The organism is Xanthomarina maritima (genome assembly GCF_008084905.1).
GTDB lineage: Bacteria > Bacteroidota > Bacteroidia > Flavobacteriales > Flavobacteriaceae > Xanthomarina > Xanthomarina maritima.
This window is the reverse complement of sequence record NZ_VSFC01000042.1, coordinates 1-21,143: the sequence shown is the minus strand read 5'-3', so window position 1 is coordinate 21,143 and position 21,143 is coordinate 1. Positions and strand designations below refer to the sequence as shown.

The 21,143-nt window shown below is 30.5% G+C and carries 17 protein-coding genes and 2 tRNA genes; 8 read left to right on the top strand and 11 right to left on the bottom strand.

Going from position 1 to position 21,143, the window contains the following annotated elements:
• Positions 1 to 14 precede the first annotated feature (14 nt).
• The 3 genes from FVF61_RS07700 to FVF61_RS07690 form a co-directional block, all read right to left on the bottom strand.
• Positions 15 to 851 carry a phytoene/squalene synthase family protein gene (locus FVF61_RS07700; protein WP_148455010.1) on the bottom strand — a complete coding sequence of 279 codons (837 nt, stop codon included), beginning with the start codon at positions 849 to 851 and terminating at the stop codon, positions 15 to 17.
• A complete protein-coding gene (locus tag FVF61_RS07695; protein WP_148455008.1) occupies positions 848 to 2,317 on the bottom strand; it encodes a phytoene desaturase family protein in 1,470 nt (489 codons plus the stop codon). The genes FVF61_RS07700 and FVF61_RS07695 overlap by 4 nt, the downstream gene beginning before the upstream one ends.
• Positions 2,318 to 2,439: 122 nt before the next feature.
• Positions 2,440 to 3,864: a fasciclin domain-containing protein gene (locus FVF61_RS07690; protein ID WP_199757289.1), complete on the bottom strand. Its 1,425-nt coding sequence runs from the start codon at positions 3,862 to 3,864 to the stop codon at positions 2,440 to 2,442.
• A gap of 151 nt (positions 3,865 to 4,015) precedes the next feature.
• Here FVF61_RS07690 and FVF61_RS07685 point away from each other — a divergent pair, with 151 nt between their 5' ends.
• A complete protein-coding gene (locus FVF61_RS07685) occupies positions 4,016 to 4,879 on the top strand; it encodes a MerR family transcriptional regulator (RefSeq protein ID WP_148455006.1) in 864 nt (287 codons plus the stop codon).
• A gap of 325 nt (positions 4,880 to 5,204) precedes the next feature.
• Here the strand turns inward: FVF61_RS07685 and FVF61_RS07680 are convergent, their stop codons facing one another.
• On the bottom strand, positions 5,205 to 6,719 hold the full coding sequence (locus FVF61_RS07680; RefSeq protein WP_148455005.1) for a GH3 auxin-responsive promoter family protein: 1,515 nt from the start codon (positions 6,717 to 6,719) through the stop codon (positions 5,205 to 5,207).
• 41 nt (positions 6,720 to 6,760) lie between these two features.
• Here FVF61_RS07680 and FVF61_RS07675 point away from each other — a divergent pair, with 41 nt between their 5' ends.
• Complete coding sequence (locus FVF61_RS07675; RefSeq protein WP_148455003.1) at positions 6,761 to 7,555, top strand: DUF2797 domain-containing protein; 795 nt, start codon at positions 6,761 to 6,763, stop codon at positions 7,553 to 7,555.
• Here the strand turns inward: FVF61_RS07675 and FVF61_RS07670 are convergent.
• From FVF61_RS07670 to FVF61_RS07650, 5 genes are all read right to left on the bottom strand, one after another.
• Positions 7,552 to 8,001, bottom strand: coding sequence for a GNAT family N-acetyltransferase (locus tag FVF61_RS07670; protein ID WP_148455001.1), 450 nt, complete (start codon positions 7,999 to 8,001; stop codon positions 7,552 to 7,554). The genes FVF61_RS07675 and FVF61_RS07670 overlap by 4 nt on opposite strands.
• 3 nt (positions 8,002 to 8,004) lie before the next feature.
• A complete protein-coding gene (gene rpsU / locus FVF61_RS07665; RefSeq protein ID WP_148454999.1) occupies positions 8,005 to 8,199 on the bottom strand; it encodes a 30S ribosomal protein S21 in 195 nt (64 codons plus the stop codon).
• A 36-nt stretch (positions 8,200 to 8,235) separates the two neighbouring features.
• Positions 8,236 to 9,099 (bottom strand): sigma-70 family RNA polymerase sigma factor, encoded by an 864-nt coding sequence (locus FVF61_RS07660; protein ID WP_148454997.1) that lies wholly within the window; start codon positions 9,097 to 9,099, stop codon positions 8,236 to 8,238.
• A 177-nt stretch (positions 9,100 to 9,276) separates the two neighbouring features.
• On the bottom strand, positions 9,277 to 11,907 hold the full coding sequence (locus tag FVF61_RS07655; RefSeq protein WP_148454995.1) for an AsmA-like C-terminal region-containing protein: 2,631 nt from the start codon (positions 11,905 to 11,907) through the stop codon (positions 9,277 to 9,279).
• A 93-nt stretch (positions 11,908 to 12,000) separates the two neighbouring features.
• Positions 12,001 to 12,705, bottom strand: coding sequence for a queuosine precursor transporter (locus FVF61_RS07650; RefSeq protein ID WP_148454993.1), 705 nt, complete (start codon positions 12,703 to 12,705; stop codon positions 12,001 to 12,003).
• A gap of 71 nt (positions 12,706 to 12,776) precedes the next feature.
• Here FVF61_RS07650 and folK point away from each other — a divergent pair, with 71 nt between their 5' ends.
• Genes folK through FVF61_RS07635 form a run of 3 tightly spaced genes read left to right on the top strand, consistent with a single transcriptional unit; the run spans position 12,777 to position 16,744 of the window.
• Positions 12,777 to 13,904, top strand: a complete 1,128-nt coding sequence (folK, locus tag FVF61_RS07645; RefSeq protein ID WP_148454992.1) for a 2-amino-4-hydroxy-6-hydroxymethyldihydropteridine diphosphokinase — start codon at positions 12,777 to 12,779, stop codon at positions 13,902 to 13,904.
• 16 nt (positions 13,905 to 13,920) lie between these two features.
• A complete protein-coding gene (locus FVF61_RS07640) occupies positions 13,921 to 16,236 on the top strand; it encodes a hypothetical protein (RefSeq protein ID WP_148454990.1) in 2,316 nt (771 codons plus the stop codon).
• A 16-nt stretch (positions 16,237 to 16,252) separates the two neighbouring features.
• Positions 16,253 to 16,744: a GyrI-like domain-containing protein gene (locus FVF61_RS07635; protein WP_148454988.1), complete on the top strand. Its 492-nt coding sequence runs from the start codon at positions 16,253 to 16,255 to the stop codon at positions 16,742 to 16,744.
• Here the strand turns inward: FVF61_RS07635 and FVF61_RS07630 are convergent.
• The gene (locus FVF61_RS07630; RefSeq protein WP_148454986.1) at positions 16,741 to 17,400 is read right to left on the bottom strand and encodes a class I SAM-dependent methyltransferase; all 660 of its coding nucleotides are present in this window, start codon (positions 17,398 to 17,400) and stop codon (positions 16,741 to 16,743) included. The genes FVF61_RS07635 and FVF61_RS07630 overlap by 4 nt on opposite strands.
• A gap of 6 nt (positions 17,401 to 17,406) precedes the next feature.
• Positions 17,407 to 17,940 carry an RNA methyltransferase gene (locus tag FVF61_RS07625; protein ID WP_148454984.1) on the bottom strand — a complete coding sequence of 178 codons (534 nt, stop codon included), beginning with the start codon at positions 17,938 to 17,940 and terminating at the stop codon, positions 17,407 to 17,409.
• Between the two features lie 120 nt (positions 17,941 to 18,060).
• On the opposite strand from FVF61_RS07625, the gene mutS reads away from it, so the two are divergent.
• The 3 genes from mutS to FVF61_RS07610 all read left to right on the top strand — a co-directional run bounded on the left by mutS (position 18,061) and on the right by FVF61_RS07610 (position 20,970).
• Positions 18,061 to 20,694, top strand: a complete 2,634-nt coding sequence (gene mutS, locus FVF61_RS07620) for a DNA mismatch repair protein MutS (protein ID WP_148454982.1) — start codon at positions 18,061 to 18,063, stop codon at positions 20,692 to 20,694.
• Positions 20,695 to 20,791: 97 nt separating this feature from the next.
• Positions 20,792 to 20,863 (top strand) — tRNA-Gly (locus FVF61_RS07615).
• A 23-nt stretch (positions 20,864 to 20,886) separates the two neighbouring features.
• Positions 20,887 to 20,970, top strand: a tRNA-Leu gene (locus FVF61_RS07610).
• The last annotated feature ends 173 nt before the right edge of the window (positions 20,971 to 21,143 follow it).

Here is a 21,143-nt window from a genome sequence, read left to right as displayed (position 1 = left end):
TACTGATTTTTAAATTAAAGAAAGTTCAACTTGTATCTTAAATACGATTTAGTAAGGATAAAAACTTTCAAGCCATTCGAGATTCTTATGCGTCCATTCAGTATTTTTTCAGAATCTGCTTTTTTAAGTTTTTTAAGCAATTTTAAATAATATCTATAGGCAATATATACACCAAATCTGCTTTCTAATGGTAATTGAATTATACCTTTATATGCTTCTTTTAAGTCTACATTTATATCAGAAATAATTTCCTCTTTAGTAGCACTGTTTAGTGTATTATTTGATAGGTTTGGAAAATATGAACGTCCTAATTGTTCCATATCATCTTTAATATCTCTTAAAAAATTAACTTTCTGAAAAGCTGAACCTAAATGTTTCGCTGAATCTTTTAAAGCGTTAAATTTAGTTTCATCATTATTTACAAATACGCGTAAACACATCAATCCAACAACATCTGCAGAACCATAAATATAATTTTCATAAGCTTCTATTGTAGTATAATCTGTAACGTTCAAATCTGCTTCCATTCTTTTTAAGAAATCTTCGGCATATGTATGTAAATTGTAATTGTGCACAACCTCTTGGAACGAGTTAATAATAGGGTTTAAGCTTATTTTTCTATCTAAAGATTTTTTATAATCTTCTACAAAATCCTTAAATAAGTCTTTTTGATTATAGCCTTCAAAAGAATCTACAATTTCATCAGCATAACGAACAAATCCATAAATAGCATAAATTTGTTGGCGAATGGAAGGAGCAAATAATTTAATTCCTAAAGAAAATGAAGTGCTATAGGTATTGGTAACAACTTTGCTACATTTGAGGCTTGAGGTATCAAATAGTTTTTTCATTTTTTATGATATTTAAAAATTAAATCGCTAACAATTTTTCCAGATATTAAAGAAGGAGGCACTCCAGGTCCTGGAACGGTAAGTTGTCCACAGAAGTATAAGTTGTTTATTTTTTTACTTTTAAGTTTGGGTCTTAACACATGTGTTTGTGTAAGTGTGTTGGCTAAGCCATATGCATTTCCTTTGTAGGAATGGTAGTCTTCTTTAAAATTATTGACACAATAAGATTCTTTAAATAGAATGTTATTTTTTACAGACTCTCCAGTAATTTTTTCTAATCTTTCTATAAGTTGCTTAAAATAATGTTCTCTAATTTCTGGTGTGTCTTCTACATCTGGAGCAATAGGTATTAAAAAAATACCAGCTTCTTTACCTTCTGGAGCAGTGGAAGAATCAGTAATACTAGGAAAGCTAGCGTAAAACAGAGGTTTTTCTGCCCATTCTTTAGTGTCATAAATGGTTTTGGCATGTGTTTCAAAATCTGTATCAAAAAACAAAGTATGATGAGATACGTGCTGTAATTTTTTATCAAATCCTACATAAAATAACAAGGCAGAAGGAGCAAATACCTTTTTGTCCCAATAGTTTTCAGAATACTGCCTTAATGCCTTTGGTAATAAGGTTTCAGTATGATTATAATCGGCACCACTTAATAAAATATCACAAGGATAATAACCTGAGTTGGTTGTTACTCCAGTTGCCGTTTCATTTATTATTTCTATGTTTTCAACTTCGCTATTAGTTATTATTTTTACACCTAAACTTTTAGTAAGAGTAGTCATGGCTTTTACCACTTCGTACATACCACCTTTTGGATGCCATGTGCCCAATTTAAAATCGGCATAATTCATAAAATTATAGAAGGAAGGTGTGTTGCTAGGTTTAGCGCCTAAAAACAAAACTGGAAACTCTAATATTTTTTGGAGTTTTTTATTCTTTACATAACCAGAAACCTGATCTTTAATGGTAAGAACAAATTCGTAAAGTTTTAAAAATGTTTTGCGATTAATAATTTCAAATAAATGTTCACCTGGTTTGTAAACTAGGTCTTTTATGGCAATGTTGTAATTTCTGTGCGCTTTAGTTATAAATTTTTGAAGCTTTTTACCACTACCTTTTTCAATATTCTCAAATGTTTGTTTTATATCTTCAAAATTATCAGAAATACATATGGAATCTTTAATACCAAAGTAAATTTGGTACGCAGGATTTAGTTTATTTAGGGAATAATAATCATTTGTTGATTTATTAAAATCATTGAAAAATTTTTCAAAAACATCTGGCATCCAATAAAATGTTGGTCCTATATCAAAAACAAATCCTTCTTTTTTTAGTTGTCTAGCACGACCACCAACAGTTTTGTTTTTTTCTAAAATTGTCACATCATACCCTTTGATTGCTAAATAACAAGAGGCTGAAAGGGATGAGAAACCTGAACCAATTATGACAATTTTTTTTGTTTTCATTTAACACTTTTTATTTTAAAGATGTAAACCGACAACCATTAAAGTTGCCGGCTTACTAATCAACCAACTAAAACCAATTTGTTACCAAGCAGTTTAAACAGACTGTTTGGTAGTAATTCCCATTATAGATTAGGAATCATTACTTTATTTATAACATGAATAACACCATTTCCGGCTTGTACATCTACAGCAATAATGCCTATATCTGAAGCGCCAGAACCATCAGTGATATTTGCAATATTATCACCTAAACCAGGCAATGTTATTGTTATGTTATCACCTTCTAAAGTTGGAGCAGTAGTATCTCCAGGATTATTTAACATGCCAGAAGTTATATTAGACTCATTAATGACATGGTGTAATAATACTTGTGTTAATACGGTTTCGCCTGGTACAGAATCTAATGCATCAAATGCATCATTTGTAGGTGCGAAAACTGTAAAGTCTGGATTTATACCATCTGCATTACTACCTTCAGTTCTTGATAAAATAGATGCAAAGTCAGTTCCTGGTGTTAAGGTTGTTAATGCTGAAACTAAAGTTGAAAAATTAGGATCTGCTAAAGCAAATGTTACAACTGTTGGTATACCAATTACAGTATCAACTGCATGAATAATACCATTTGCACCAACTACATCAGCTTGGAAAACTGTAGAAATACCATTAAATGTAACGTTATTTGTTGTGTTAAAATATAAACTCATTGCATTTCCACCAGCACCTGTAGCAGCTGTGTTTGTGTATCCTGAACCAGCATCAACTAATGAACTGGAAGTTACAGCTGAACCAGCAATAACATGGTTCAATAATATTTGAGATAAAACAGCTGTATTAACATCTCCTAAAGGAGTTCCATCTAAAAAGGTTGCAAAGGCATCATTATCTGGTGCTAATACTGTAAATGGTCCAGCTCCTTTTAATACGTTAACTAAATCCCCATCTGCAGCTCCTAATGCTGTAACCAAACTAGTAAAAGATGGATTTGCCACAGCGTGATCTACAATATCAGGTAACCCTAATACATTATTTATAATGTGAATGGTTCCATTAGATGCATCGATATCTGCTGTAGAAACAGAAGCAGCATCATTAAATCTTACTCCATTTGTAGTATCAAAGAAAATACTGATACTTTGGTTTCCTGCACCTGTAGCACTTCCTTTAGCATAACCTGATCCTGCAGCAATTAAATCATTTGCTTTAACATCTGACATGATCACATGATTCAATAAAACTTGAGATAATACATCTGTTGGTACTTGATCTAGAGAGCTAAATCCATTGTCAGTTAAGAATGCTGTAAAAGCAGCATTTGTTGGAGCTAAAACTGTAAATGGTCCATCTCCACTTAATACGCTTACTAAATCTCCATCTGCTCTTGAAAGTGCAGCTACTAGCGTAGTTAATTCTGGTGTGTTTAGAGCAATCTCAACAATGTTATTTTGCATTGGAGGTGTTGATGGTTGATTGTTGTCATCATCATTACTACAAGATGTAATAAATAATGAGAGACTAAATAATACGATAAATAAATTTTTTGTTTTCATAATGTCTAATAAAATTTGTTTAAACTTAGACAAATATACATAAAAATAAATGTAAAGTCCAAATAAAATATAAAAAAGTTAGACAAAATAATTTTATTTTATAGCTTACATCAGCATTTTTTGTTTAATTTTGCTCTGTAAAACATTAGACATGAGTACATATAATATGGCGCAAATAGTTGCGTTAACTGGCGTAAAAGCGCATACATTACGTAAATGGGAATCTAGATATAGTTTCTTAGAGCCTGAGAGAACAGATACAAACATTAGGTACTATACAGACACACAATTAAAAAAATTGATGAATATTGGTATTCTTACTAGAAATGGATATCGTATTTCTAAAATAGATAAAATGTCTGATGAAGAAATTCATGAACTTATTAAAGAAAGTTTATTAAATAGTTCGAATGAAGACGATATTAGTGCATTAATAATTAGTACTCTTCAAATGGATGAAGTTGCTTTTGATAAGATATTAAATGAGAAAATAAAGAAGAAAGGCTTATTAGAAACAACCACTCAACTTATTTATCCTTTTTTAAATCAAGTTGGTGTACTTTGGGGAATTAATAAAGTGATGCCTGCACAAGAGCATTTTGTTTCAAATTTAGTTAAGAAAAAATTATTTTCTGCTATAAATATGTTGGACTATCCTAAAAAGGACGCTCCAGTTATTTTAATGTTTTTAACAGAAAATGAGCATCATGAAATAGGATTGCTATTAGCTTATTATTTAGCAAGAGAATTGGGTTGGAAAGTATATTATTTAGGACAAAATGTGCCAACAGAAAATATTAAAAAAGTTATTAAAGTTGTTAAGCCTAAAATCATGTTAACAATGTTTGTAACGCCTACTCAAGAATCTATAAATACAAAAATAAATACTATTTTAGAACAAGCAGATATACCATTAATGGTTTCTGGAAACCCTGAAGTAATAGAAGAATGTTTAAAAGATAAAAGGGTTTTGTATCTGCAACAACCAGAAGATCTTATAGACAAATTAAAATAAATAAAATAACTATATAATTAAGAAAAAACCCAAGCTATTGCTTGGGTTTTTTCTTAATTATATGGATGTTAATTAATAATTTGACACTATGATAAAAATTCTTTTGTCAAAATCTTACTGGTAATTTACTCTTAGAAAACGACATCCATCTGGTATTTAATTGGTTGTTATAAATACCAGACAAATGATATCGTTTGTTATTAATAGCATTGTAAAACTAGCAATTTAATTGTGAGAAAAAAATGACTTACTTTGTTTTTAGATGAAGCACAAAAAATAGTCGTTATAAATATATTTTTTACTTTTTTTCCCGATTAAAGACCACTTATTTATTTAAATTTAAAAGAGCATCTAAATAATCTCGAGTATTAGATAGTCTTGGTACTTTGTGTTGGCCACCAAGCTTGTTGTTTTGCTTTAGCCAGTCGTAAAACAATTGCTCTCTAGCTATGTGTATGGTTGGCTTGTTAAGCGTCATGTTATTATATCGTTTTGCTTCATAATCAGAATTTAATGCTTTCAATGCATTGTCAAACAATTCATTAAAGTAGTTAATATCTGAAGGAGCAGTTTTAAATTCAATAAGCCATTCGTGAGCACCTTTTTCTTTTCCTTGCATAAAAATTGGAGCAGCTGTATATTCTACAATTTCAGCTTTTGTTTTTTTACAAACTTTTCTTAAAGCATCTTCAGCATTTTCAATAATTAATTCTTCTCCAAAGGCATTTATATGATGTTTAGTTCTGCCAGAAACTTTTATTCGATATGGATTTGTTGAAGTAAACCTAACAGTATCTCCAATTTTATAGCGCCAAAGTCCTGCATTGGTTGTAATAATAACTGCATAATTTTTATCCTTTTCAACTTCGCTTAAAGGAATAATCTTCTCATATTTTGTACCGTATGTATCCATAGGAATAAATTCGTAAAATATGCCATAATCTAACATAAGCAGTAGCTCGCTTGAATTGTTGTGGTCTTGAATGGCGAAAAAACCTTCAGAAGCATTGTAAATTTCGTAGTATCTAAAATCTTTTTTGGGTAAAATATTTTTGTATTGGTCTTTATAAGGAAGAAAACTCACACCTCCATGAAAATAAACTTCAAGGTTTGGCCAGATATCAAATAAATTGGTTTTACCTGTTGTTTCTAAAACATTATTAAGTAAAACTAACATCCAAGATGGAACTCCTGCAAGACTAGTAACGTTCTCTTGAATAGTTTCGTTAACTATAGCTTGCATTTTTTCTTCCCAATTACTCATTAAAGAAACTTTGCTGCTTGGTGTGCTGCTAAATTCTGCCCAAAAAGGCATGTTGTCTATAAGTATGGCAGATAGATCACCAAAGGCAGTTCCATTTTCTTTGTAGAGCTCTTTACTACCTCCAAGGCGTAAACTTTTTCCAGTAAATAATTGTGAGTTTTCATTATTATTCAAATACAAACAAAGCAAGTCTTTACTTGCAGCATAATGACAGTCTTCCAGAGAATCTTCGCTTACTGGAATAAATTTACTTTTAGCATTTGTTGTGCCACTAGATTTTGCAAACCATTTAATGGGTTGCGGCCAGAAAATATTGTTTTCACCTTGACGAGAACGCTCAATATCTTTCTGATAATCTTCATAAGTAGAAAGAGGCATGCGTTCTGAAAAAGTTTTGTAATCTGTTATGGATTCAAAATCATATTTTTTGCCATATTCCGTGTCTTTTGCTTTATTTAAAAGATGCGTAAGTAGCTCTTGCTGAACTTCGTTAGGGTATTTTAAGAACAAGTCTATTTGATGAAACCGTTTTTTTAAAAACCAGGAAGCAATAGAATTAACTATAGGAATTGGCATAATTGCATTATATTTAAAAAATAAAAATAAGACTTTTTTTTATGACCTACCAAGGTGTTCTAACAAAAATGGCAACGGAGTTTTCCGAACCCATTCAATATTATTTAGTATTTGAATCAGATTTTATTAACATGAATCAAATGTTAAATAAAACCATAAGTATTCAATTTGTTAATTATCAATGTTTAAACTGTGGTTTAGATAAGCCTATATTTAGGCAAGGATTTTGTAAAAGCTGTTTTTTCGATATTCCTCAGGCTGCAGATTGGATTATGAGACCAGAACTAAGTACAGCGCATTTAGATAAAGAAGATAGAGATCTAGAATATGAGAAAAGAGTGCAATTACAACCTCATGTAGTATATTTAGCAAACTCTAGTAATGTAAAGGTTGGTGTTACAAGAAAAAGTCAGATTCCTACTAGATGGATAGATCAAGGAGCTCATGAGGCTATTGAAATTGTAGAAGTACCTAATAGATATTTAGCTGGAATTACCGAAGTTGCTTTAAAAGACTATGTGGCAGATAAAACCAATTGGCGAACCATGTTAAAAAATGAAATAGCTGACGAAGACTTGGTAATTTGGAGAGATAAATTGAAACAATACATTCCTAACGAAGCTAAAGACTATTTTATTGCTTCTAATTCTGAAACTAATTTGGTGTTTCCTGTCTTGCAGTATCCAGCAAAACCTAAAAGTTTAAACTTAGATAAAACTCCTAATTACACGGGAAAATTGGTTGGCATAAAAGGACAGTATTTAATTTTTGAAGACAATACTGTTTTTAATATTCGTGGTAATGAAGGTTATGTGGTTGATATTTCAATTTTCTAATGAGGTTTCTTAAGTCTCATTTCCAGATATTTATTTGTAAAACCTAAGCTTTCATATAGTTTTATAGCTGGATTATTTGGTTCTACATGTAATGCAATATCTCCATTAGCAAGCTTTATAGCTTCTTGCATTAGTAGTTTGCCAAAACCTTTTCCTCTAGCATTTTTATGGATTGCAATATAAACTAAGATGTTTTCTGGAATATAATCTTTCATTCCAGTTTTATTAATAATGGTAACTCCTTGTGCCTTTTTATTTTCTTTTAAAACCAAAACAAAACCTCCAAAAGAAGAAACATTATTTTTTAAAGCATAATCTAAGCATTTAGAAATAGCTTTTTTAGCATCTCTAAATTCTTGTAAATGCTTGTATAAAAAATTTATTATGTTTTGTTTTTCTTCTTCTGAAGGTTTTGATGTTGCATCAAAAAGACTAAAAGAAAGCATGATTTAGATTTCTTCTTGGTCTCTTAATCCTTGAATATATGAAGCTTTTTGTACTTGTCTTCGTCTCTTAACTGAAGGTTTTGTAAAAAATTGATTCTCTCTTATATTCTGCATAATTTTTACATTTCTATGTTTTTTCTTATAGCGTTTAAGAGCTCTATCTATCTTTTCTCCTTCTTTAATTTCAATTCTTATCATGTATTTATTTTAGTATATTAAAGTATTTATTTAAGATTATCCTAAATATGTTTTAAGTATTTTGTTTTTTGATGTGTGGCGTAATCGTCTGATGCCTTTTTCTTTAATTTGTCTCACACGTTCTCTAGTTAGTCCAAAGGTATCACCAATTTCTTCCAGACTCATAGGTTGTTCGTTATTAATTCCATAATAAAGCCTAACAACATCTGCTTCTCTTTGCGAAAGTGTATTTAAAGCTCTGTTTACTTCAAGATTTAATGAATCTTTCATTAAAGCAACATCAGGATTTGGTGATTCTCCAGATTTAACAACGTCGTACAAGCTTGAATCCTCTCCTTCCTTTAAAGGAGCGTCCATAGATAAATGACGACCAGAATTTTTCATAGATTGTTTTACATCACTAATTGTCATGTCTAATTCTTTAGCAATTTCTTCAGGACTAGGTGGACGTTGGTGAGCTTGCTCTAAATAAGAGTATGCTTTATTTATTTTATTTATGGATCCAATTTTATTTAATGGTAAACGTACAATTCTAGATTGTTCTGCTAAAGCTTGTAAGATGGCTTGTCTAATCCACCAAACAGCATAAGAAATAAATTTAAACCCTCTAGTTTCATCAAAACGTTTGGCGGCTTTTACTAAGCCTGCATTCCCTTCGTTTATTAAATCTGGAAGGGTTAAACCTTGATTTTGATATTGTTTTGCAACAGAAACCACAAATCGTAAATTGGAAGTAGTTAGTTTGTCTAAGGCTAATTGATCACCTTCTCTAATTCTTTGTGCTAATTCTACTTCTTCATCTGCAGTAATTAATGGGAGTTTACTAATATCTTGTAAATATTTATCTAAAGATTTAGACTCTCTGTTTGTTACCTGCTTCGTGATTTTTAATTGCCTCATATATTCCTTTTAGATTATTTAATTATTACGTATCCTTACATAATAACCTTTTTTTTTGAAAATCCTAATAAAAGCAGGTTTCTTTGCCAAAAATCAATAAAAACAGTTGATTTTTAGCAAAAAATTAACAATTTGCTATGAAGCATGATTGATTTTATATAATTCTAATATGAAAAATTATTGGATACTATCCTTTTTATTTTTCTTACCACTTAGCAATCCACCTAGAATATCTTTTATACTATTATTAATTGTATTGTTTGTTTTAATAGTATCATTTTTTATAGCTGTTGTATCTTGATTTGTATTATTAGATTCTTCAGATATTCCTTCTAAAAAATCTTTAATGGCATTAGAGCCTTGATTCAAGAGTTTTTGTTTTTCAATTTCAATAAGTTGTTTAGTCAGTTCTTTTACTGCCGAACTTAAATCTGTTTTAATAGTAGGATTGTTAAAAGAACCAGTAATATTTGCAGTAACAGGAATGGATGTTTTATTTACTTTCGGATCGTTTATTTTTCCAATAAGTCTATTAATATCGTTTCCTAGATATGTTGCAGGAACGTCAAAAACAATGTTGTAATTTATGTTTTTATTGAACCCATGAGTTCCATTAATACGTATATGGATATCTTGATATTTAATAGTAAACGGTTCTATGTTTACAAGGCCATCTTTAAACGTTACATTCGTTTTTAAATCTTTTAAATCAAGCTTGTTTAAATCTATAAATTTTAGTGTATTACTTATAGAATTTAATATTTTACTGTTTTCAGTTTGAATATTAGTTGTTAATAATTCGGCAAAGGCTTCACCAGAAACTGTTTCTAAATCAGGCGTAAATTGATCGTCTAAATTACCATTTAGACTAATTGTTGAATTAAGTTTGCCTTCAAGTACTTTAGCAATTGGAGCTAAAGCCTGTAATAATTCTAAATCTTTAAAAGCTGTAGATATATCGAAATTAGCAGCACCAAGATTAATGTTAAATGTTGGTGTTTCTTTTTGCGTTGAAATATTTCCAATAACTGCTAATTTTCCGTTAAAAATATCTGTAGTCATGTTTTTTAAAGAAGCTTGTTGATCTTTTATAATAAGTGTTCCTTGTACATTTTCTAAATTCAAATTATCATAAACAACAGTTTTTGCATTAGCTTGAATCGTACAATCTAAAAAATCAGGGATTTTAAAGATTTCTGAAGTGTTTGTTTTTTGTTCTTCTGGATTATTGGAAGATGATTCTTTTATAAAATCACTTAAATAAAAAGCATTGGAATTAACATTAAAATCTCCTTGAAGTTTTTTGTCACTAAAGATGAATGCTAATAAATTATTAATAGTTCCATTAGCATTAATGTCACTTTTTCCAGTTGAAGCATTAAACTTATTAAGTTTAATAGTTCCAGGATTGAATGCAATGGTTGCTTCCGAAATTTCAATTGGATTAACAAGGTCTTCAGAAGTATATTTGAAACCTTTAATGTTTAGATTTCCATTACTTTTTATACGTTGATACGCATTATTTTCAATGGCATCCATATCAAAATTAGTAGCTAATTTGGTAATTAGAATACCTGTTAAATCAGTTTTAAAATCAATAGGATAGGCTTTACTTAGGTTTGCCAAGTTTAAAACACCATCTATATTAGCTTCGACATTTATATTGCTGGTTAGGTTTTTAATTGCTGCTGAAGATTTAAAAACATCTTGGTCAATTTTAAAATTCAAGGTTTGTAAGTCTATATAAGTATCGTCTGTCTTACCAGTAGTGTTTATTACTGAAGCGTTTATTGAAATGTCTTCAACACTTTTTGGTAAATCTGGATATTTAAATGCTGCGTTATTTGAAGTCATGTTAATGTTTAAAGTTGGAATAGTCTCATCGGTTATTATTCCTTTTATTATTCCTTTAATTTTAAAGTTTCCAGAAGTTTCTACTTGATCTAAGTTTTTAGAATATGTTTCAGGAATTATTGCCAGAAAATCTTTAAAATCTGAGCCTGAATTTTCAAATGTAATATCTATTTCCTGACCATCTTCAAGCAATTGAACATAACCTTGAAATTCTAATGGTAATTGATTAATGTGAGCTTTATTCTCTTTAAATGAGTATTTATTGTTGGGTAAATCCAGACCAATTAAGGCCTCTAATTTAATATTGTTGTTGCTTAAATATTCAGTGCTGTCAATTTTTAAACTCATTCTAGCACTTGTTTTTGTGTCTAATTCTGACAAGTCTCCAGAAAAAGTACCTTTTCCAGAATGGTTTAGTTCTGTAATATAAAAAGTTAAGTTAGTACTTTCATCTAAATACGTTATAGCACTGTTATCTATAGCATAATCTTTTACATCCAAGGTAAAGCCTTTTGAGGAATTTTGGGCTGTTTCTGGGTTATCTTCAGAATCTTTAAAAATGTCGAAGTTGGTTTCGCCTTTTTTGTTAGTTTTAAGAGTAATTAAAGCTTCTTCTAAATAAATCTCATTCACTACAATTGGATCTTCACTAGGTTTTTTAAACAGTTCTTTAATGGACATATCTAACGAAATGGATTTGGCAGTCGCTAGAGTTTCATTTTTAAAAGGCGCAAAATTTGTAATTATTAAATCTGTAACATCTACTTGTGCTTGAGGAAATCTTTTTAGAAAGCTTAAGTTAACATCACTAAATTCTACATGAGCATTTATGTTTTGGTTAATGGTTCGCTTAACAATCTCTTTTATTTTCGACTGAAAAGCAAAAGGGATTGCTATTAGTAATAATAATATAGTTAATAAAGTAATTCCAGTAATTTTGAATACTTTTTTCATGCAAAGTGACTTTTTTGGTTTATTGTAAGTATATACGTATAAAATAAGGTCAAAGTTGTTTAAATACAAAAGTTTAATAAAATTTTAATACTCTTAAAGAAGATCTATTTCTTCATTTGTTTTTAAGTTAAAACGTTTTTTAAAAAGATAAACGCCTAAATAGAGAAATGGTGTGTCGAATATGGCAATAAGAACTTTAAATGTAAACCCAGCAATTAATAAGCCACTAAATTTATTCCATTCTATAATATTGAAAGAACAAAGAAGAAGTAATATGGTACAAGTGTCTACAAATTGAGATAAGAACGTAGAAAAATTGTTACGCAACCACAAATGTTTGCCTTTGGTTAATCGTTTCCAAAAATGATAAATTTGAATGTCAACAAATTGAGCAAATAAGTAGGCAAGCATGCTTGCAGCTACAGCAATAGCGGTATTTCCAAAAACAGTTGAGAATAATTGGTCGTTAACAGGAGACCAGTCTGTTGCTGGAACAACATTGGCAACCAAAACTATTAAAAGAGAAAAAAGCGAAGCAAAAATACCAGCCACAACTACTTGATTGGCTCTCTTTTTGCCATAGATTTCGCTTATTAAATCTGTTATTAAAAAGGTAATAGGATAGGGTAAAATACCAACCGAAATCTCAAATAGTTTAACTCCAAAAATTTCAATATCTAATGGGTGCCAATAAAAAAATTTTTGAAATATTAGGTTAGAAACCACTAAAGACGTGATAAACAATGCAGCTAGAAATAGATATATTTTTTGAGCAACAAGCTTGTCTTTAATGTTCATATAAAATTGTGGATAAATAGGTATGGTAAATATAAACTATTAAATTTTCTTTTAGTTAATTTGTTTTTTCAATGGATACGCGACAAAAAATTTACATTTCACTAGGCAGTAATAAAGGAGACAGATTAAAAAATCTGCAAGATGCAATTAATCTAATTTTTAATAAAATTGGAAAAATAAATATTATTTCTAAAGTATATAATACGCCAGCTGTAGGTTTTAAAGGAGACGATTTTTTAAATTGTTGTGTGGTTTTAGAAACAGACATAGCGCCAGAAAATGTTATGTTTGGATTGTTAGAGATTGAAATTTCCATGGGAAGAGTGAGAGAAACAAATGCAGGCTATCAATCTAGGATTATTGATTTAGATGTTTTGTTTGTTGATGAAGTTGTTATCAACACCAAAATACTTCAGGTGCCTCATCCAGAGCTTCATAAAAGAAGATTTGTTTTAAAGCCATTGTTAGAAATTGCACCTAAACTGATACATCCAACCTTGAATCAAAACATGACTGATTTATTGGAAGATTGTGAAGATACAAGTGTATTGGAGCCAATAAACATTTGGTTGAAAAACCCAAGCAAGCAATTTCAGTTTTCCAATTACAATTACATAGCTATTGAAGGGAATATTGGCGCAGGAAAAACCAGCTTAGCAACCATGATTTCTAATGATTTTAATGCGAAATTAATCTTAGAACGATTTGCTGAAAACCCGTTTTTGCCTAAATTTTACGAAGATGCCAAGCGCTATGCGTTTACACTAGAAATGTCTTTTTTAGCAGATAGATACCAACAAATTAGTGACGATTTATCGCAACTCGATTTATTTAAAGATTTCATCATTAGTGATTACGATATTTATAAATCCCTTATTTTTTCGAAAATTACACTTCCAGAAGACGAATTTAAACTGTACAGAAAACTCTTCTATTTAATGTATAAAGACATTGCTAAACCAGAATTGTATGTGTATTTATATCAAAACATCCAGCGTTTGCAAGAGAACATTAAAAAACGAGGTCGAGAATATGAACTCAATATTGAAAATGACTATTTAGATAAAATTAACTCTGGATATTTAGAGTTTTTGAAAAATCAAACCGATTTAAATGTGAAAATAATAGATATTTCAGATCGAGATTTTGTTGATAGTCGTGAAGACTATCTGTGGATTTTAGCTCAAATTTGTGAATAGTCTTTTCACTAAATATATGAAACAAAAGTCCTTTTCTTTTTTACTTTTCGTTTCATTTTCAGCTTGTGTATTAGCACAAAATAAATCTTTTGATTCGGTAATCTCTGGTTTGCAAAAAGATCAGTTATTTTTCGAAAAGGTATTTATTCATACTAATAAGAGCGAATACAATAACGATGATACCATCTGGTTTAAGGCTTATGTTTCATCAAATGAAAATAAACCGTCGCTAAAAACAACTTTGCTTTATGTTAGTTTATTTTCATCTTATGGAGAATGGATTGATACAAAAAATGTATTCATTCATCAAGGAGTTGGTGTAGGTCAGTTTGAGATTTTCGATGCGTTAGAATCTGGTGAATATGTTATTCAAGCACATACAAATTACATGAGGAATTTTGGTAAAGAAAATAAGTTTGTAACCAAAATAAAAATCGGGAAATTTACTAATCGTTTGGGTACTAGCAATAAAACGATGTATGATGTGCAACTCTTTCCAGAAGGCGGTTATTTGCTAGAAAATGTTAAAAATAGTATCGCAATTAAAGTATTAATAGATGGAGAAGGGTCTGATTTTTCTGGAAGCATTATCGATTCAAAAGAAAAAGAAATCACACAATTTAAAAACGAACATCTTGGAATGGGTAAAAGTGAATTTTACTATATGAATTCTGAGAATTACCAAGCGATTATTCATGTAAATGATACCATTATAACAATAGATGTTCCAAAGGCAAACAAAGAGGGAATGTCATTAAAAATTGAAGATGATTTTGATAAAGTAAACATTCAACTTCAAACCAATTCACTAACCTTACAAGCAAAAGAAGAAGATTATTTTATTCTATTTCATCAAAATAACAAGTTGATCGATTATGCAGATGTTGTACTTAAAGACACGTCCAAAATAGAATTGAAACTAGATAAAACTAATTTTTATAATGGTGTAAATACGGTCACCATATTTAAAAATAAAACACCCATTCTTGAAAGGAAGTTCTTTGTTTATAAACACAATAATAAAAAGAATTTAGAATTAAATGAACAAACTAAAGAAGCAGATTCTATCGTTTTTATATTAAAAATGAAAAACAATTTAAGTCCAGCAAATTTAAGTGTTTCTGTCTTGTCGGGTAAATTAAACCATCTTGGAAACACAAATATTGAATCTGCATTCTTGTTAACACCTTATTTAAAAGGTTACATAGAAACTCCATCTTATTATTTTAATGAAGCAAATAAGAACAGATTTAAACAAATAGATTTGCTCATGTTAACACAAGGTTGGACACTATATACAGCATCAAAATATATGGATTTTTTAAATCCGAAATACAAATTCGATTTTGAGATAGGCTATAAACTAACTGGCAAATTAAGTCCTCTGGCTTCCAATAGTCTCGTGCTAATAAGTAATAAAAATGAAATAATCGATAAAATTTTTCTGAACAATAAACTGGATTTCACCTTCAAAAATTTATTGATTTTTCAAGGAGATTCAGTTAAGGTTTCCTTTATTAAACCAAATCAGGAATTGGTAAAACCTAAAAGTGTTTTGTTTGATACTTTTACAAATGTTCAACAAAAATTAAAAGGAAATGTTGTTAAAATCAATCATTCATTCATAAAAGTAAAAAGCGATAACGCTTTAGTACAGGAAGATGATGTCAATATGTATCAAAATAAATCCACAAAATTAGATACAGTTAATCTTTCAGGAAAAACAATTAGCAAGTCTTTTCTTAAAAAGAAAAAATTAGTAGATAAATACAAAGATATAAACTTCGATATAGGTAAATACATGCCATTAGAAGTAGATGAAAATTATAAGCAAGAACACTTACTCAATTACTTATCAAAAAAAGAGGGTGTCACACTTAAAAATTGGAACGGAATAGAATGGTATCTTGCCGTTGGAGTTGGTCAAGAAGCTATTTTGTATGTAGATGGAGAGCGAATTACTAATGAAAGATTCAACGGTTTAAATATAGAAATGAGCGAAATAGAAAGTCTCATGATGCAACCAATTGGAAGAGGAAATAGAGCTTACCAGGTTTTTACAACTAGCAATTACCAGAAAGGAATTGTAGAATTATATAACAACTATGTTTTTAATTATGGCTTTAATAAATCTAAAAAATACTATACTCCAATCTACGAGTTTGATTTTGATAGCGGCTCCCAAGAAATAGATTGGAAACCAATAATTAAGATGGATAATTTAGGGGAAGCCTATCTAAAAATCGAAAAGCAACAACAAGATTATATTTTTTATATTCAAGGTTTTACAGAAAATGGCGACTTAATTAATGAAATAATTCGGTTTGATTAAAAAGATAATAGTAACGATGCAACACAGAATTGAGCAAACTAAAGATAGATATGTAGTTGGAATGAAAGCCAACATGAGCATTCAAACCATCAATCAAGAAACTGGAAATTTGGCAAGACAATTTATGCCACGAAGACATGAAATTTCTACTCGATTTGGAAAACACGTGTTTTCTATACAAGATTATGGTAATCTTCAAATAAAAGATGTAACGCCACAAACTACTTTCGAAAAATGGGTTGGAGTTGAGGTTGTAAATTTTGATGTTATCCCAGAAGGTATGGAGCCTTTTATCTTGAAAGCTGGAATCTATGTGGCTTTTACTTACAAAGGTTCGATGCAGGATTTTCCAAAAAGCAGACAATATATGTTTCAAGACTGGTTGCCAAACTCTAAGTATTTATTAGATAATCGAGCACATTTTGAAATTTTATCTGAAGATTATAGTAAAAATTTACAGAATATTGAAGAAGAAGTTTGGATTCCTATTATTGAAAAATATAGCTAAAATAGCTTGTATAATGTCGTGACTATGCGTCCCTTATTGTGTTCCAATATGTGTTCATCCATCAATATTTCATTTTTAATTTCTAAATGAAAAGGAGCTTCTAATAAATCCACACCACTTTTTTGTTTTAGCCTAATACCTTGACCCGAAATAATGTCTTTGTTTGGTGTAAACGTACCTAAAGGAATATGTTCTGTTAGAATAAGGTATTTGTAGTGGTTTAGTTTTTTAACAACTGCTTTAATTTCTGCATTAGATATATGTTGCAGCACTTGTCTTAAAATAAGGCAATCTGCTTTTGGCAATTCATCTTTAGAAATGTCAAGACATTGAAACTCTACGTTGTTTTGTTTGAATAGTTTTTTGTTTCTTTCAATAAGTGCATCTACAATATCTACTGCAATATACTTTTTAGTATAAGAAACCAACTGTTTGCCTATATTAAAATCGCCACAACCTAGATCGCAAACTACCAATACATTGTTATGTGACTCTAAAAAAGTAATGACAGATTTTAAATAAGGATTTATAGTTTTTGGGTCGTGAGAGCCTGAACCTGAATAAAAATCAAATGTTTTTCCTCCCCAAAGTTTCATGTCATAAATTTGAGTCATGACATCTTTTGTCGACCAAGGTTTTTTTGTGCTTTTAGTCACTTATTTTTAGTTTGTTGTCAATTTTGAAAACAAATCCCAAACCACCACACCACAACTCACAGAAATGTTCAAAGAATGTTTGGTTCCAAATTGTGGAATTTCCAAAACCACATCGCTATTACTTACTATATTTTGGGCCACACCTTTCACTTCATTGCCAAAAACCAAAGCGTATGTTGTGTTCTTTTCAGGTGTAAAATGGTTTAACATGGTAGCGTTTTCAGCTTGTTCAATGGAGACAATTTGAATGTTGTCTTGTTTTAGTTTTTCAATTAAATTTAAAGTGTTTTCAACATATTCCCAAGCTACAGTTTCAGTACTGCCTAAAGCCGTTTTATGGATGTCTTTATGTGGAGGTGTTGCAGTAATACCACAGAGATAAATTTTTTCTATTAAAAACGCATCACTGGTTCTAAAAACAGAGCCAATATTATTTAAACTTCTTATGTTGTCAAGAATAATAATTAAAGGTGTTTTTTTAACCTCCTTAAAATCTTCTACACTCAATCTGTCTAACTCGCTGTTTTTTAGTTTTCGCATTTTTAAAATTGTGAATAATTGTAAATAACTTCTATCCTTTAGACTTTACAAAACATGAAATAATGGTTACATTAGCAACCTTGCATTTAGAGCAAAAGTAACACAAAAATCCTATAAACATTGGCAAAAAAGACTAAAAAAGTAACGCCTTTAATGAAACAATACAATGCCATAAAGGTAAAGTATCCAAATGCCTTGTTGTTATTTCGTGTTGGAGATTTTTATGAAACTTTTGGAGAAGATGCCATAAAAACAGCTAAGATATTAGATATTATCTTAACCAAACGAGGGGCAGGTAGTGAAAGTGAAATAGAACTTGCTGGTTTTCCTCATCATTCATTAAATACGTATTTGCCTAAATTGGTTAAAGCTGGTGAACGGGTTGCTATTTGCGATCAACTTGAAGATCCAAAGCAAACCAAAACCATTGTAAAACGTGGTGTTACCGAACTGGTAACTCCTGGAGTGGCTTTTAATGATGAGGTGTTAAAATCGAAATCCAATAATTTTTTGTGTTCGGTTTATTTTGGTACTACGTCAAGCTCAGCATCCAATTCTAAAATAGGAATTTCATTTCTGGATATCACTACAGGAGAGTTTTTGACCTCTCAAGGGAACGAAGAATATATTGATAAGCTCCTTCAAAATTTTAAACCCAGTGAAGTGCTTGTTTCTAAACAAAAACGCAGCGATTTCAAATCGGCTTTTGGAGACGATTTTCATACATTTTATTTAGAAGATTGGGTTTATCAAATAGATTATGCCAACGAAACTTTAATCAAGCATTTTAATACCAAAACCCTTAAAGGCTTTGGAATAGAAGACTTGCAAGAAGGGATTATTGCTTCGGGCTCTATTTTACATTATTTAGCCGAAACCCAGCATAACAAACTGCAACACATAACTTCTATTGGCAGAATTGCTGAAGACGATTATGTGTGGATGGATAAGTTTACCATAAGAAATTTGGAGCTATATTTTTCTACAAACAATAATGCAGTCACACTTTTAAATGTTATTGACAGAACCATTTCTCCAATGGGAGGTCGTTTGTTAAAACGATGGTTGGCTTTGCCTTTAAAAGATGTGAAGAAAATAAAACAGCGTCATGAGGTGGTTGACTATTTGAGTAAAAATAAGCAAGTACTTCAAAAAATACAGAATCACATCAAGCATATTGGCGATTTTGAACGCTTAATTTCTAAAGTAGCCACAAGTAAAGTGAATCCTCGGGAAGTCATTCAACTTAAAAATTCTTTAGAAGCGATAGTTCCAATAAAAGCTTTAGCGTCTAATTGTGAGAATGATTCTTTAAAAGTGATAGGAGACACACTCCAAAGTTGTGATGTATTACGTGAAAAAATAAAAGAAACTTTAAATGAAGATGCGCCTGTTAATGTGTTGAAAGGATTTACGATTGCTGACGGGTTTTCTTCGGAATTAGATGAGTTACGAGGTTTATCTCAATCGGGAAAAACTTATTTGGACAACATGTTGCAACGTGAAACGGAACGCACTGGAATCACGTCCTTAAAAATAGCTTCAAACAACGTTTTTGGTTATTATATTGAAGTAAGAAATACACATAAAGATAAAGTTCCAGCCGAATGGATTAGGAAGCAAACTTTAGTGAATGCAGAACGTTACATAACCGAAGAACTTAAAAAATACGAAGCTAAGATTCTTGGAGCTGAAGAACGTATTTTAGCCATAGAACAACAATTGTTTTCAGAATTGATAGCTTGGATGATGCAATATATTAAAGCCGTTCAGCAAAACGCTAATTTAATTGGGCAATTGGATTGTTTATGTGGCTTTGCTCAATTAGCAATAGAAAACAAGTATGTTTATCCAACTATTGATAATTCAACCGATTTAGATATTAAAGACGGAAGGCATCCTGTAATTGAAAAGCAATTACCACCAAGTGAAGCCTATATTGCTAATGATGTTTTCTTGAATAGAGATAGACAACAAATAATCATGATTACTGGACCTAATATGTCTGGTAAATCGGCAATTTTACGTCAAACTGCACTTATTGTCCTATTGGCTCAAACTGGAAGTTTTGTACCTGCAAAAGAAGCCAGAATAGGTGTGGTTGATAAGATCTTTACTAGAGTAGGAGCGAGTGATAATATTTCTATGGGAGAATCGACTTTTATGGTTGAGATGAACGAAACAGCATCTATTTTAAATAACTTATCTGAGAGAAGTTTGGTTTTATTGGATGAAATAGGAAGGGGAACAAGTACCTATGATGGGATTTCTATCGCTTGGGCTATTAGTGAATATCTTCATGAGCATCCAGCAAAAGCAAAAACACTATTTGCTACACATTATCATGAACTCAATGAAATGACTGAAACATTCGAACGTATTAAAAACTACAATGTTTCGGTAAAAGAATTGAAAGACAATGTGCTATTTTTAAGAAAATTGGTAGCTGGAGGCTCTGCTCATAGTTTCGGTATACACGTAGCTAAAATGGCTGGTATGCCACAACAAGTTTTACATCGAGCCAATAAAATATTGAAAAAATTAGAACAATCCCATTCCAGTGAGGAATTAACTGAAAAGGTTAAAACTTTGGATAATGAGATGCAATTAAGTTTTTTCAATCTAGATGATCCACTATTAGAAAATATCAAAGAAGAAATTTTACATATTGATATTGACACACTTACACCTGTTGAAGCGCTTATGAAGCTCAATGAAATTAAGCGCATGTTGGTTAAGAAAAAGATGGCTTAAAAATAAATTGTATTATTTTTTAAAAAAGGCTTTGCAGTTCCTAGAAATATTTTAAATTTGCATCCGCAATCGAGAGATTGTACGTTCATTAAAAACTGCGAAAGTAGCTCAGGGGTAGAGCATCACCTTGCCAAGGTGAGGGTCGCGGGTTCAAATCCCGTCTTTCGCTCTAAACTCTGATTAAAATATAATGCTGAAGTGGTGGAATTGGTAGACACGTTGGACTTAAAATCCAATGAACATTAGTTCGTGCGGGTTCAAGTCCCGCCTTCAGTACAATAGAAATCCGTAATATACTTGTTAATCAATTATTTACGGATTTTTTGTTTATAGTTTAGACAACATCTTCTAAATACTTACTAGAATTATTAATAAGTATTCGGTATTTGGCTAAACTTCCATACACTATCCATACACTATCCATACTTAAGCTATACATTATCTATATA

Bases quoted from the DNA above. Each gene is read 5' to 3' on its own strand.
- FVF61_RS07690 (WP_199757289.1), bottom strand. From the start codon at position 3,864: ATGAAAACAAAAAATTTATTTATCGTATTATTTAGTCTCTCATTATTT.
- FVF61_RS07700 (WP_148455010.1), bottom strand. From the start codon at position 851: ATGAAAAAACTATTTGATACCTCAAGCCTCAAATGTAGCAAAGTTGTT.
- FVF61_RS07670 (WP_148455001.1), bottom strand. From the start codon at position 8,001: ATGCTTTCTTTTAGTCTTTTTGATGCAACATCAAAACCTTCAGAAGAA.
- FVF61_RS07695 (WP_148455008.1), bottom strand. From the start codon at position 2,317: ATGAAAACAAAAAAAATTGTCATAATTGGTTCAGGTTTCTCATCCCTT.
- FVF61_RS07625 (WP_148454984.1), bottom strand. From the start codon at position 17,940: ATGCGAAAACTAAAAAACAGCGAGTTAGACAGATTGAGTGTAGAAGAT.
- FVF61_RS07635 (WP_148454988.1), top strand. From the start codon at position 16,253: ATGCAACACAGAATTGAGCAAACTAAAGATAGATATGTAGTTGGAATG.
- FVF61_RS07640 (WP_148454990.1), top strand. From the start codon at position 13,921: ATGAAACAAAAGTCCTTTTCTTTTTTACTTTTCGTTTCATTTTCAGCT.
- FVF61_RS07675 (WP_148455003.1), top strand. From the start codon at position 6,761: ATGACCTACCAAGGTGTTCTAACAAAAATGGCAACGGAGTTTTCCGAA.
- FVF61_RS07685 (WP_148455006.1), top strand. From the start codon at position 4,016: ATGAGTACATATAATATGGCGCAAATAGTTGCGTTAACTGGCGTAAAA.
- rpsU (WP_148454999.1), bottom strand. From the start codon at position 8,199: ATGATAAGAATTGAAATTAAAGAAGGAGAAAAGATAGATAGAGCTCTT.
- FVF61_RS07680 (WP_148455005.1), bottom strand. From the start codon at position 6,719: ATGCCAATTCCTATAGTTAATTCTATTGCTTCCTGGTTTTTAAAAAAA.
- FVF61_RS07660 (WP_148454997.1), bottom strand. From the start codon at position 9,099: ATGAGGCAATTAAAAATCACGAAGCAGGTAACAAACAGAGAGTCTAAA.
- FVF61_RS07655 (WP_148454995.1), bottom strand. From the start codon at position 11,907: ATGAAAAAAGTATTCAAAATTACTGGAATTACTTTATTAACTATATTA.
- folK (WP_148454992.1), top strand. From the start codon at position 12,777: ATGGATACGCGACAAAAAATTTACATTTCACTAGGCAGTAATAAAGGA.
- FVF61_RS07650 (WP_148454993.1), bottom strand. From the start codon at position 12,705: ATGAACATTAAAGACAAGCTTGTTGCTCAAAAAATATATCTATTTCTA.